The following is a 12,682-nucleotide window of genomic DNA, read 5'->3' on the forward strand; positions in this document are numbered from 1 at the left end:
AGGCCCCGCCGATCGCGGGCCCCCCGGAAGAGCGGGGGAGGGCCGGACCTGTCGGGGGCCCGACCCTTCCCACCCGCTCCGCCGTTCAGGGTGATCGCCGACGCCGTGACGGCGGTGGTCCTTCGCCGCCGTCAGTAATAGCCGTCGACGGGGGCGCGCGCCTCGTCGAACAGGCCCGGCCCCTCCTGCGGGACCCGCGGGAAGCCGGGAGCCCCGGGTGGCTTCAGCGAGTTGAGCTGCTCGGTGGACAGCGCGAACACCACGCGACCGAGTCCTGACCGCTCGATCGCGCCGGTGCACATCCCGCACGGCTGGCAGCTCGTGTACATGGTCGTGGCCGCGGCCGTACCGGGATCCAGCTCGCGCGCCGCCCACCTCGCCAGCTTCAGCTCGGGGTGGGCGGTGATGTCGCCGTCCGAGAGCGAGGTGTTCCGCTCCTCGGCCAGCACCTCCCCATCCGGCCCCGCCAGCAGCGACCCGAACGGCGGATTCCCCGCCCTCCGCGCCTCCCCGGCCAACTCGACGGCCCTGCGCAACAGCCGTTCCTCATCCCGCGTCATCATCACTCCATTCCTCGCCCGAGGGGCAGAAGCCCGCCGCGTCGGCAGGTGTCCGAACGCTCGCCGTTCATCGGTTCAGGTGGGCGGCCACGGTGGCCAGGGCCTGCCAGGCGACCTCCGGGTCGTTCGTCTCCGCGGGATCGCCGACGTACGGGTCCAGGACGACGGTCTCGGCGCCGAGGGCGCGTAGGTCCTCCAGATCGGCGAGCACCTGCTCGAGCGTTCCCTCGCCCGCGAGCCGCTCCGGGTCCGTCACGGGCGAGCCGGTGATACGCAGGACGATCCGGGGCACGAGCGCGGGCGCCGGATCCCCGCCGAGGATCGCGTCCACGCGTGCCAGCTTCTCGCGCAGCCAGGGGAGCGTGAACCGCAGCGGATGCCAGGCGTCGCCCAGGCGCGAGGCCCGGCGCAGGGCCGCGTCGCTGTTCCCGCCGACCAGGAGCGGGATCCGTCCGGCACGGTAGCCCTCGTCCCGCCACGCCTCCCGCACCGTGCGCAGCAGCTCGTCCGTCAGCGCCCCGCGCCGCTCGAACGGCACCCCGAGCGCCTCGAACTCCTCCCGCGCCCACCCCGCTCCCACGCCGAGCACGAACCGCCCGCCGCTGAGGTCGTTCAGGTTGGCGGCCATCCGGGCGACCAGCAGCGGATGCCGGTACGGCGCGACGAGCACCGTGGTCCCGAGCAGCAGCCGGCTCGTGACCCCGGCCAGATAGGAGAGGGTGGTGAACGGCTCGTAGAACGGCTCCGGGTACTGCGCGGCCACATCCGGCGTCACCACGACATGGTCGGACATCATCAGCAGGTCGAGACCCAAGCCCTCGACGGTCTGCGCCCAGCGCCGGAGCACCTCCGGGCTGGTACCTGGCCCGAAATTCGGGACGTTGACGCCTGTTCGCACTGGTCAAGGCTATCGAGAGGCCGGATCACCGGGAAGTGGCACATCCCGGCCGGACCCCCTATTCGCCGGGAAAAACCCGGTATATTCGGCCAATGGCCGAGAATCTCGACGCGACCGACTGGGCCATCCTCGTCGAGCTCCAGCGAGACGGCCGCGTCCCTCTCACCGAGCTGGCCCGCCGGGTCAACCTCGGCGCCTCCGCGACCACCGAGCGGGTCAGGCGGCTGGAGGCCGCGGGCGTCATCACCGGCTACCGCGCCGCCGTCGACCTGGCCAAGGCGGGGTTCCCCATCCTGGCCGTCGTACGCCTGAAGTACCCCGGCAGCAGGCACGAGCCCCTGCGCCGCCTGCTGGAGGAACGCCACGAGATCCTGGAGTGCCTGCGCACCACCGGCGACGACTGCTACACCCTCAAGGTCGCCGCCACCTCCATGCCCCACCTCGAATACCTCGTCGACGAACTGGCCCAGTTCGGCAGCACCACCACCAACATCGTCTACACCCAAACCCTCCCCTACCGAGGCCCCCACCCTCCCACCTGCGAAGATCCCCAACGCCCCATCGCCTCCTGACGGCCGCGACGCCGTGCGGCAGTGGCCGCCTTCCTCAGCGGTGACGCGGGACGCGATCCCTCTCACCTAGGTGCGCGGGCCGGTCGTGCGGAGGGCGGAGAGGGCGAGATGCCAGGGGTAGGGCTCGGTGGGACCGGCGGCGTCGGGGGACTCCTCGGGGCCGAGCACCACCTGGACGCCTTCCGCGCGCAGGTCCTCGACGCTTCTGCGGAACGGGGTCCGGCGGGCCAGGGCCGAGTTCACGAGCGCCATGACCACCACGGGAATGCCGAGCCCGGGAGCCTCGGCGAGCAGGCCCAGCGCGTACGTGTCGGCGATTCCCTGGGCGAACTTGTTCACCGTGTTGTACGTGGCGGGCGCGACGATGATCGCGTCGGCCCGCGGCGGCTTCGGCTCATGCGGCTTGCGGTAACGACTCTTCACCGGACGGCCGGTCTGCCGCTCCAGCGCGGGCACGTCGATGAAGTCCAACGCCGACGGCGTGGCCACGACCTGAACCGTCCACCCGTCCCCCTGAGCCCGCGCCACCAACTCCCCGACACCCGACGCCGCCCCGGCCGCACACACGACAACATAAAGCACCCCACTCACCCGCCCATTCTCACCCGCCCACCCGCTACCGCAGCCGCTCCCTCACCTCCGCACCGGCTCACCTGTCGGCACCGGCTCACCTGCCGGCAGGGACCTCGTTCACCCACCCGCACCCGCTCACTCCTGGCCCAACTCTCCGTACCCGCGTTCTCCCTGACTTTTGTCCTGCGCGCGCGGGTGGACTGTCACGTGTGCAGGCTGTACGGGCCCGGACAGGCCGGACGGGGAGTCGTGGACGAGTGACGGGTCGCTAGCGGGGCTTGGTCACGCTTTTCCAGTCGAGTGCGCCCTTCTTCACCGTGGGGCGCCAGCCGCGTATTGGGCGGCCGGTCTCCAGGGAGCGGGCGGTGGCCTTCAGCAGTGCCAGATATGACGGCCACACGTCGTCACCTTCGAACGTCAGCCCGGTCTCGTCGAAATACTCGCCCGTCTTGCCGGTACGGGTGTCGATGAAGAGGTTGCCTCCGTCGTGCGCGTCGGCGAACGGAATGAGATGACCGTCCCACCAGGTGTCCACCATCTCCTCCGGCCCGCCGAGAACGAAACCGCAGAGCATTTTCCAGTCCGCCCGAATGTCCTTGGCCGACATCAGGTCATAGAAGGGCGCGGGCCCGAACCCCCAGTCTCCCGAGCCGTCGTGACGCAGGAGCGAGGCGCGCAGATCGTCGGGGAACCGCAGGCCCATGGCGGCCTCCGCCTTCGCGATGTCGAGGGGCCGCGCCGGGGGAGTGAGCGTCTTGTAGGTGACGGGGGCCTTCCGGGCCAGCCACCGCTCGATACGCCGCCAGATCGTGGCGACCTGCGCGGCGACGGACGGATCGGGCACGCGGACCACGGGAGCGCGGCGTCCGGGCCGGCACCCGCTGGCGCGGGCCTGCTCGGGCGTGAGCTTATCGGGCGTCGGCGCCACGGTGGGCGTGGGAGACGGCGACGGCCGGGCGCCGCCCGCGCACCCGCCGGGCAGGGACTCGGCCGGCTCCTCGGCCCACCGCAGCTCGCACCCCGAGGTGACGGTGGGGTACCAGTCGCGCAGCGCCGTACCGGTCTCCAGCGACTCGGCGAGCCCCTCCAGCATGGCGACATACGACGGCCATCCCATGGGACCGTCGTAACGGAGGCTCTCGCCGGACGACGACTCCCCGACCCGCCCGCTGCGCGGCTCGACGAAGAGCTCGGCCCCATGGCCGTCGCTGCCGACCGGCATCAGGCTGCCGTGCCATGTCCCGTGCTCGGGATCGGCGTTCTCCCGCACCCCGTCGAGCACCAGATCCTGGCACTGCCCCCAGTTGATGTAGTCGATCTCGGCCAGGCCGAGGAGCCCGTACGACGGCGGTAACCGGAAGCCGTCCCCGAGGTTGCCGTCGGAGCCGTCATGCCGCAGGTAGGAGGCGTAGAGATCGTCGGGCAGCTTGCGATCGTGGTCGTCCTCCCAGCGGGCCACCCGTTCCGGTTCGACGGGGAACTGCAGTTTGCGCAGCGTGGCCGAGGCGTGCGCGCCCAGCCATCTCTCGATGCGGTCCCACGCCCGCCCGACCCGCGCCGCCACGGCCGCGTCCGGCGCCCGCGGAAGATACGACGGCTCGTCCTCCGGGAAGCCCTGGGGATCGATCACCACGCCCACCCCGTCGCCGGACCCCGCATCCGCCGCCTGATCGTCCTCGACGTCGGAGTCCGCTCCGGGCGCGCGGTCCGGGCGGTCGTCGTCCCAGACGATGGGCTCGCAGCCCACGGCCCTGGCCTCCTCCGCGGTGAACGCCTGCGCCCGTATCTCGGCCTCGGCCTCGGGGTCGCCGCAACTCACGGAGACGGACGTCCCGACGGATCCGATGGAGCACATCACGATCTCACCGCCCACGGCCGCCCCCGCCGCCGCCCACCCCAGAAGCAGCACAATGACGGCTACCGCCGCGACCCCCCGCCGCACCCCATCTCCCAGCACCCCGGCACCCTATCGACCCCCACCGACATTTCCTGGCCCTTCGCAAAACCCGTCAAGCAACTCGAAAGACCGAGGAATTCGGCTTTATCCGGCTATCGCGACCCGCCGTAGCCGGCCACCCAATGAAACCCGCGCAACGGAAATGCCTCCAGGCGGCCACGCGGCGTGATCACGGCGAGAACCGCCGCCGCACCGGCACGGCGAATCGCCGCCGCGCGTACCCCGCGCATTCACGCGACCGCGACCCGCGACATATCGGCGACCTGCGGTTCCCACCCGACGAGGCCGCAACGGCATGGCCCGCAGATCGCCCCGCGCGCTCATCGCCGCCTTCCCCGGCGACGCGACCGAACCCCGACGACTTCCCTGGGCCCGGAGTCACCGCCGATGCCCATCTTCCCCAAGCTTGTCCAGGTACCGGCTAAAGTGAATATCTTGTCGTGCTCACACACACGCCAACTTGTGAGAGACTCCACCCTTGCGGGGCGGTAGCTCAGCCGGTCAGAGCAGCGGACTCATAATCCGTCGGTCGTGGGTTCAAGTCCCACCCGCCCTACCACGCCACCAAGAGAAGCGCCGCTACACCAGATGCTTCGCCGTGAGTCATCCCGTGGACACCTGAAGTGAGACGCGGCCGGGCGCGGCCCTCGGCGGGTGCGCTTCTGAGATCCGCGCACCGTTCTCCCCGTTCGGCCGACCCCCAGGAGGGGCGCGGGGCGATCGGGGTGACGCTCTTGAAACAGCATGTGGTGACGTTCCGGCCGCCGAAGCGTGTCCGACGCGCATAGCCCGGAGAGACGTGTCGGCGGGCACCTTTTGGCCGAGCCGCACCGACCGGGGGCTTTACCCGTGAATATCTGCCTTTAGTGTTCAATATCGAGCGGGGCGTCGCGCGCAAAGAATGTCCAATTAAATGTTGGTCGTGCTTGAGTGGATATCTCCCCGGGCACGCTCCCAGCGATGGCTCATCCTGATCCAGAGGAGCGGACGGACGTGCGTGCCACCATCTCCGATCTGCCGCCGGCCGTCCTCCGTGGTGTCAGTCAGGTCGATTTGCAGAGCGATTATCGGACGGCGATCTGCTTTGTCATCGCATTGTTCGCCGGTGGCTGGCGGTTCGGGGCTTTCGGTTTGCTCGGCACCGCCGTGGCCACCGTCACCGCCTGGTTCTTCGGGGCTCCCCGGGAACGCGTGACCCTGGGGCTCGAGGGATTCAACGGGACCCTGATCGGCGTCGCGCTGGTGCTGTACTTCGACGTGCGGTGGGTCACCGTGCTGCTGGTGATCCTCGGCGCGATCATGGGCAGCGTGCTCACGGCGGCGCTCAACGCGCTGCTCACCCCGCATGACCTGTCGACGTTGACCGCGCCGTTCTGCGTGATCACCACGGTCATGGTGGTCGGCGCCCCGACGTTCGCGCGGGTCTGGGGCGGGCGCGGCCTGGCGTCGCCGCCGTCCGCAGGCCACCCCGGCGCGACGGTGACGTTCACCGACCTGTGGCAGGGATTGTTCAACGGCATCGGCCAGGTGTTCTTCCAGGACAGGTTCTACGTAGGAATGATCTTCCTGCTCGGCTTGCTGTTCGCCGGTCCCCTCGTGGCGCTGGCCGCACTGGTCTCCAGCGCCGTCGGCATCGTCGTCGCGCTGCTCCTCGGAGCGGCCGCGGCGGACATCGGGGCGGGCCTGTACGGCTACAACGCGGTGCTGACCGGGATCGCCCTGTGCGGCACGTTCGTCGCGCCGACCCCGCTCGGCGTGCTGTACGCCCTGGTGGGCGTGGTGTCGGCGACCGTGCTGACGGCGTTCGTCACCGACCTGTTCCGGCCGGTCGGCGGACACACCCTCACCTGGCCGTTCGTGCTGGTCACCTGGACCTTCCTGGCGGCGGTGCCGATCTTCTCCGGCGTCCGGCGCGCTACCACCTAAGGAGAACCGATGTACCTCGCCCCGCGGGAGATCGACAAGCTGCTCGTGTACGCGGTCGCCGACCTGGCGGCCAAGCGGCGGGACCGCGGCCTCAAGCTGAACTACAGCGAGGCGGTCGCCCTGATCAGCGCCGCGATCCTGGAGGGCGCCCGGGAGGGCAGGACCGTCGCCGAGTGCATGGAACTGGGCAAGCACGTGGTCGGCGCCGGCGACGTCATGCCCGGAGTGCGGGAAATGCTCAAGCTCATGCAGATCGAGGCGACGTTCAAGGACGGTTCCAAGCTCGTCTCCTGCCACGACCCGATCGGCGGTTGACGCCGCCGCACGAAGGACAGCGAAGGAACGGTTCGCCATGACGGACACCGACAGGATCATCTACGCGGACGGCCCGATCGAGATCAACACCGGCAGGCCCACGGTCACGCTGACCGTGCGCAACACCGGGGACCGGGCCATCCAGGTCGGCTCGCACTTCCACTTCTTCGAGGCGAACCGGGCGCTCGGCTTCGACCGTGACAAGGCGTTCGGCATGCACCTCGACATCCCGGCGGGCACCGCCGTGCGCATCGAGCCCGGCGACACCCACCAGGTCACCCTGGTCGAATACGGCGGCGGCATGCGCGTGGTCGGCTTCGCCGGCCTGCTCGACGGCGGCATCCGGTGCCGGGACAGCCACAAGCGCGCCCTGCGACGGCTGGCCGAACTCGGCTACACCGACGTGCCGGAGCCCGACGCCGCCGTCCGGCGGCCGCCGGAGGAGAAGCCCGCCAAGAAGCCGGCGGCGAGGAAGACACCCGCCAAGAAGAAGAAGGGCTGACGCCGATGGGAACGATGAGCCGCGAGCAGTACGGGGCCATGTTCGGCCCGACCGTGGGCGACAGGATCCGGCTCGCCGACACCAACCTGGTGATCGAGATCGAGAAGGACCACGCGGTGGGCGCCTACGGGGACGAGGTCGTCTACGGTGGGGGCAAGACCGCCCGCGACGGCATGGCGGCCGATCCCGGCTCCAGGAACGTCACGATCGCGCTCGACCTGGTGATCACCAACGTCGTCGTGCTCGACCCGGTGCTCGGCGTCGTCAAAGGCGACATCGGGGTCAAGGACGGCCGGATCGTCGGCATCGGCAAGGCGGGCAACCCGCACACGCAGAACGGCGTGGACCGCCGTCTGATCGTCGGCGCCGGCACCGAGGTGCTGGCGGGCGAGAACATGATCGCCACGCCGGGCGCCATCGACCCGCACGTCCACCTGCTCGCGCCCCAGCAGGCCGAGCACGCGCTGAGCAACGGCATCACCACGCTGATCGCCGGCGGCACCGGTCCCACCGACGGCACGCGCGGCACCACCTGCACGCCCGGCCCGTGGAACATCGGCCGGATGCTCCAGGCCATCGAGGCGCTGCCGCTCAACATCGGCCTCATGGCCAAGGGGAACGGCAGCCTGCCCGCCCCGCTCGCCGACCAGATCGAGGCGGGGGCGTGCGCGCTGAAGGTCCACGAGGACTGGGGCTCGACCCCGTCGGTGGTGGACTGCGCGCTGCGGGTGGCCAACGAGTACGACGTCCAGGTGTCCCTGCACGCCGACTCCCTCAACGAGGCCGGCTACCTGGAGGACACGATCAGCGCCATCAACGGCCGCGCCGTCCACGCCTTCCACAGCGAGGGCGCGGGAGGCGGGCACGCGCCCGACATGATCCGGATCGCCGGCGAGCCCAACGTCCTGCCGTCCTCGACGAACCCGACCCTGCCGTACACGGTCGACTCCGTCGACGAACTGCTCGACATGGTGATGGTCTGTCACCATCTCAGCCACGACATCCCTGAGGACGTCGCCTTCGCCGACAGCCGGGTGCGGGCGGAGACCATCGCCGCCGAGACCGTGCTGCAGGACATGGGCGTGATCAGCATGACCTCCTCCGACTCCCAGGCGATGGGCCGGATCGGCGAGACCTTCACGCGGACCTTCCAGGTGGCGCACCACTGCAAGGACCAGCGCGGCAAGCTGTCCGAGGACTCCGAGCGCAACGACAACTTCAGGGTGCTGCGCTACCTGGCCAAACTCACCATCAACCCGGCCCGCACCACCGGCATCGCCGAGACCGTCGGCTCCTTGGAGGACGGCAAGCTGGCCGACATCGTGCTGTGGCCGTTCACCTCGTTCGCCGCCAAACCGGCCCTCGTGATCAAGGGTGGCCTGATCAACTGGTTCCGCATGGGCGACCCGAACGCCTCGCTGCCCACCCCGCAGCCCGTCTACTACCGGCCGATGTTCGGCGCGATGGGGATGGCGCAGCGCAAGTGCAACGTGACGTTCCTGCCGGAGGCCGCCATCGCCGCCGGGGTGCCGGAGAAGCTCGGCCTCCAGCGGATGATCGCCCGGGTCCGTCACACCAGGACGGTGGACAAGCGTCACATGCTCCGCAACACGGCGCTTCCCCGGATCACCGTGGACCCGGAGACCTACAAGGTCACCGTGGACGGGGAGCACGCCACCATCGAACCGGCACGGGAACTGCCGCTGACCCAGCTCTACTTCCTGGCATGAGCCTGCTCGCCCAGCTCCAGCTCACCGACTCGGCCTTCCCGAGCGGTCTGTACACGCTGTCCCACGGGCTTGAGGCGTACGCGCAGGCCGGGCCGGTCGACGTGGCGGCGCTGCTGGAGGACGTGCTGCTCCACTCCGCCGGACCGGGCGACGCCACCGCCCTGGTCCTCACCCACCGCGCGGTGACGGCGGGCGACTGGGACACGGTCGTGGAGGTGGACCGGCGGCTGCACGCCCTCAAGCTCAACCGCGAGATCCGGTCCGCCGCCACCAGGACCGGCAACCAGGTCCTGCGAACGGCGGCCCTGGTCTTCGCCACCCCCGAGCTCGCCCGGCTCGCCGGCCTGGTCGAGGCCAAGGCGACGCCGGGCAACCACGCCGTCGTCATGGGCGCCGCCCACGCCGGGCTCGGCGTGCCGGTGGACAGGGCGGTGACCTGCGACCTGTTCGCCTTCGCCGCGAGCTGGGTCAGCGCCGCCGTCCGCCTGCGCAGGCTCGACTTCCGGCAGGCCCAGACCACGCTGCACGGCGCGGCGGACGCCATCGGACGCGCCGCCGGGCACGCCCTGGCCGCTCGCGGCCCGCTCGACCTGCACGCCGCCACGCCCGTCGCGGACACGATGAGCGCCGCCCACGAGCGGGCGGCGGCCCGGCTCTTCACCACCTGAACCGTTCACCACCCGGAGGGCGACGCACATGGAGAACGTTCTGAAGGTCGGCGTCGGCGGCCCCGTCGGCTCCGGCAAGACCGCGCTGATCGAGGCGCTGGTCCCGATCCTGCTCGAACAGGGGCACAGCGTAGGCGTGGTCACCAACGACATCTACACCGTGGAGGACGCCGACCACATCAAGCGCACGCTGCACGGCGTCCTGGACCCCGAGCGCGTCGTCGGCGTGGAGACCGGCTCGTGCCCGCACACGGCCGTGCGCGACGATCCGTCGATGAACCTCGCCGCAGGCGCCGACCTGCTGGAACGCTTCGGCGACATCGACACGCTGCTGTACGAGAGCGGCGGAGACAACCTCACCCTGACCTTCAGCCCCGTCCTGGCCGACGTCTTCATCTTCGTCCTGGACACCGCCGAAGGGGACAAGATGCCGCGCAAACGGGGGCCGGGCATCACCGAATCCGACCTGCTCGTCATCAACAAGGTGGACATCGCCCCGTACGTTCGCGCCGACCTGGACGTGATGGCCCGCGACGCCGACCGCGTCCGCGAGGGACGCCCGGTGATCCTGACCGATTCCCTGAAGGGCACCGGCGTCCGCGACGTCGCCGACTTCGTCGCCAGCCGCAGGCCGGTATGGGGATCCGCCCGATAGACCGGCTCGCCGCCGACCGCTACACGATCACCTCGGTCCCGGAGGCGGTGGCCCGGTACGCGCAGGTCCCTGACACCCTGCCGGTCGGCAGCCCCGGCAAGGTCGGCGTGCTCGACCTGGTCTTCGAGCGGCGCGGCGAGCGGACCGAGCTGACGGGCCACTACCAGAAGACGCCCCTCCAGATCATGCGCCCGCTCTACCACGATCCGTCCAGACCGGACCTGGCCTGCGTGATGGTCATATCGGTGGGCGGCGGCGTGCTGCAGGCGGACCGCTACCGGCTGGACCTGACCTGCGGCGCGCACGCGTCCGTGCACGTCACCACGCAGGCCGCGACGAAGATCTACCGGATGGAGCAGGACTACGCCACCCAGCTCGTCTCCATCACCGTCGGACCGGGCGGCTACCTGGAGTACCTCCCCGACCCGGTGATCCCCTTCGCCGGCTCGCGCTTCTACCAGCGCACCCGGCTGACCGTGGACCCGTCCGCCACGGTGATCCTGGCGGAGACCATGCTGGCCGGGCGGCTGGCCCACGGCGAGCGGCACGACTACACCGCCTACTGCAGCGATCTGGACGTCCACGGCCCCGCCGGTGAGCTCCTGTTCGCCGATCCGATCAGGCTGGTCCCCGCACAGGCGCCGGTCACCGGCCCGGCCATGTTCGGCGGCCACGGAGTGCTGTCCACCTTCTACGTCGTCACCGCCGCCGTCGCCGCCGGCGATCTGGCCGGCGAACTGCACGAGGCGGCGGCGCGCAGCGGCCTCGTGGGCGGGGCGAGCGTCCTGCCCAACGGCGCCGGCGCCTGGGCCAGGCTGCTCGGCCCGGAGACCCCGCGCGTCACCGCCACGGTGGAACACCTGTGGGACATCGCCCGGCGCAGGACCCTCGGCAGCCCGGCCCCCGCCCGGCGCAAGCTCTGAGCGGGAACGGGCCCCCGGCGCGTGCGCCGGGGGCCCGCCGTGGACAGGGGGCCCGCCTAGTCGAGAACGGTCAGCACGGTGCCCGCCCCCACCGTCAGCCCGCCCTCGCGGATCGCGAAGTTCAGGCCGGCTTCCAGGGCGACCTCCTTGCCCAGTTCCACGACCGCCTCCACCGTGTCTCCCGGCTCGGCCGGCGCGTCGAGGGCGATCTGACCGGGCACGTCCGTCGTCCGGAGGTAGAACTGCGGCCGGTAACCGTCGGCGACGGGCTTGCGCCGCCCGCCCTCGGACTCGGTGAGCAGGTAGATCCTGGCGGCCAGGCGCCGGCGGGCCGTCTGCGAGCCCGGCACGGCCAGCACCTGCCCCCGGCGCACCTGCTCGCGCCGCACACCGCGCAGGAGCACGGCGGCGTTGTCGCCCGCCTCGCCCCGGTCCATGACCCTGCCGAAGGTCTCGACCCCGGTGACCACCGCCGTGAAGCCCGCGCCGAGCCCGACGACCTCGACCGTGTCGCCGACCCTGACCGAACCGCGCTCGATCGCCCCGGTGACGACCGTGCCCCGCCCGGTGACGGTGAGCACGTTCTCCACCGGCATCAGGAACGGCGCGTCGACGTAGCGGACCGGGACGGGGATGTGCTCGTCCACCGTCCGCAGCAGCGCCTCGACCGACGCCGCCCACTCGGGGTCGCCCTCCAGCGCCCGCAGCCCCGACACCCTGACCATGGGCACGTCGTGGTAGCCGTGCTCGGCGAGCAGCTCCGTCAGCTCCAGCTCGACCAGGTCGGCCAGTTCGGGGTCGGCGCCGTCGGCCTTGTTCAGCGCGACGACCAGGTGCTCGACCCCGACCCGCCGGGCGAGCAGCACGTGCTCGCGCGTCTGCGGCATGATGCCGTCCTGCGCGGAGACCACCAGGATGGCCCCGTCGAGCTGCGCCGCCCCCGTGATCATGTTCTTCACGTAGTCGGCGTGACCGGGCATGTCCACGTGCGCGTAGTGACGGGTGGCCGTCTCGTACTCGACGTGCGAGATGTTGATCGTGATCCCGCGCCGCGCCTCCTCGGGCGTGCGGTCGATCCGCTCGAACGGCGTGTACGTCGCCCCGCCCCGCTCGGCGAGCACCTTGGTGATCGCGGCGGTCAGCGTGGTCTTCCCGTGGTCGACGTGCCCCATCGTGCCGATGTTGAGATGCGGCTTGTTCCGCACATAGGCCTGCTTGGCCATGATTCCTTCCCTGAGGACCTGAAGCTCGTGTGACCCGCACACCGGGAATCGACCTCTCCCCGCCGGGTCACCTCAGGACTCACGGGAAGAGGTCAACGCTCCAGGCCGTCAAGGACACGCTCACCCACGCCCGCGGCGGCGGGCGTCATGGGGAGAGCGCGACGGAACATGGGCATCATG

Annotated in this window: 13 protein-coding genes and 1 tRNA gene; 9 read left to right on the top strand and 5 right to left on the bottom strand. The window is 70.8% G+C overall.

The genetic code is table 11. The annotated features are described in order from the left end of the window. Positions 1-131 precede the first annotated feature (131 nt). Together BJ981_RS23425 and BJ981_RS23430 are read right to left on the bottom strand one after the other, a co-directional pair. Entirely contained in the window at positions 132-563 is a 432-nt protein-coding gene (locus BJ981_RS23425) for a nucleoside deaminase (protein WP_239138995.1), read from the bottom strand. 64 nt (positions 564-627) lie between these two features. Beyond that, complete coding sequence (locus BJ981_RS23430; protein ID WP_184613767.1) at positions 628-1,458, bottom strand: TIGR03619 family F420-dependent LLM class oxidoreductase; 831 nt, start codon at positions 1,456-1,458, stop codon at positions 628-630. 92 nt (positions 1,459-1,550) lie between these two features. Between BJ981_RS23430 and BJ981_RS23435 the strand changes: the two genes are divergently transcribed. Further along, positions 1,551-2,030, top strand: coding sequence for an Lrp/AsnC family transcriptional regulator (locus tag BJ981_RS23435; RefSeq protein WP_184613769.1), 480 nt, complete (start codon positions 1,551-1,553; stop codon positions 2,028-2,030). 66 nt (positions 2,031-2,096) lie between these two features. On the opposite strand, the gene BJ981_RS23440 is transcribed toward BJ981_RS23435, so the two are convergent. Together BJ981_RS23440 and BJ981_RS23445 are read right to left on the bottom strand one after the other, a co-directional pair. Continuing rightward, entirely contained in the window at positions 2,097-2,621 is a 525-nt protein-coding gene (locus BJ981_RS23440; RefSeq protein ID WP_184613771.1) for a flavoprotein, read from the bottom strand. A gap of 250 nt (positions 2,622-2,871) precedes the next feature. Beyond that, positions 2,872-4,512 carry an SMI1/KNR4 family protein gene (locus tag BJ981_RS23445; protein ID WP_184613773.1) on the bottom strand — a complete coding sequence of 547 codons (1,641 nt, stop codon included), beginning with the start codon at positions 4,510-4,512 and terminating at the stop codon, positions 2,872-2,874. 530 nt (positions 4,513-5,042) lie between these two features. Here BJ981_RS23445 and BJ981_RS23450 point away from each other — a divergent pair. From BJ981_RS23450 to BJ981_RS23485, 8 genes are all read left to right on the top strand, one after another. Then, positions 5,043-5,119: transfer RNA gene (locus tag BJ981_RS23450), tRNA-Ile, on the top strand. A gap of 434 nt (positions 5,120-5,553) precedes the next feature. After that, a complete protein-coding gene (locus BJ981_RS23455; protein ID WP_239138994.1) occupies positions 5,554-6,486 on the top strand; it encodes an urea transporter in 933 nt (310 codons plus the stop codon). Between the two features lie 9 nt (positions 6,487-6,495). Next, on the top strand, positions 6,496-6,801 hold the full coding sequence (locus tag BJ981_RS23460; RefSeq protein WP_184613777.1) for an urease subunit gamma: 306 nt from the start codon (positions 6,496-6,498) through the stop codon (positions 6,799-6,801). Between the two features lie 37 nt (positions 6,802-6,838). Continuing rightward, the gene (locus BJ981_RS23465) at positions 6,839-7,303 is read left to right on the top strand and encodes an urease subunit beta (RefSeq protein ID WP_184613786.1); all 465 of its coding nucleotides are present in this window, start codon (positions 6,839-6,841) and stop codon (positions 7,301-7,303) included. A gap of 5 nt (positions 7,304-7,308) precedes the next feature. Continuing rightward, positions 7,309-9,033 carry an urease subunit alpha gene (ureC, locus tag BJ981_RS23470; protein WP_184613788.1) on the top strand — a complete coding sequence of 575 codons (1,725 nt, stop codon included), beginning with the start codon at positions 7,309-7,311 and terminating at the stop codon, positions 9,031-9,033. Further along, positions 9,030-9,701 (top strand): urease accessory protein UreF, encoded by a 672-nt coding sequence (locus BJ981_RS23475; RefSeq protein WP_184613790.1) that lies wholly within the window; start codon positions 9,030-9,032, stop codon positions 9,699-9,701. The genes ureC and BJ981_RS23475 overlap by 4 nt, the downstream gene beginning before the upstream one ends. Positions 9,702-9,729: 28 nt before the next feature. Continuing rightward, a complete protein-coding gene (gene ureG / locus BJ981_RS23480; protein WP_184613792.1) occupies positions 9,730-10,356 on the top strand; it encodes an urease accessory protein UreG in 627 nt (208 codons plus the stop codon). Next, positions 10,338-11,279: an urease accessory protein UreD gene (locus BJ981_RS23485; RefSeq protein ID WP_184613794.1), complete on the top strand. Its 942-nt coding sequence runs from the start codon at positions 10,338-10,340 to the stop codon at positions 11,277-11,279. The genes ureG and BJ981_RS23485 overlap by 19 nt, the downstream gene beginning before the upstream one ends. Positions 11,280-11,335: 56 nt before the next feature. Here the strand turns inward: BJ981_RS23485 and tuf are convergent, their stop codons facing one another. After that, on the bottom strand, positions 11,336-12,502 hold the full coding sequence (tuf, locus tag BJ981_RS23490) for an elongation factor Tu (RefSeq protein ID WP_184613796.1): 1,167 nt from the start codon (positions 12,500-12,502) through the stop codon (positions 11,336-11,338). Positions 12,503-12,682: the final 180 nt, after the last annotated feature.

Source organism: Sphaerisporangium krabiense (assembly GCF_014200435.1).
Classification (GTDB): Bacteria; Actinomycetota; Actinomycetes; order Streptosporangiales; family Streptosporangiaceae; genus Sphaerisporangium; species Sphaerisporangium krabiense.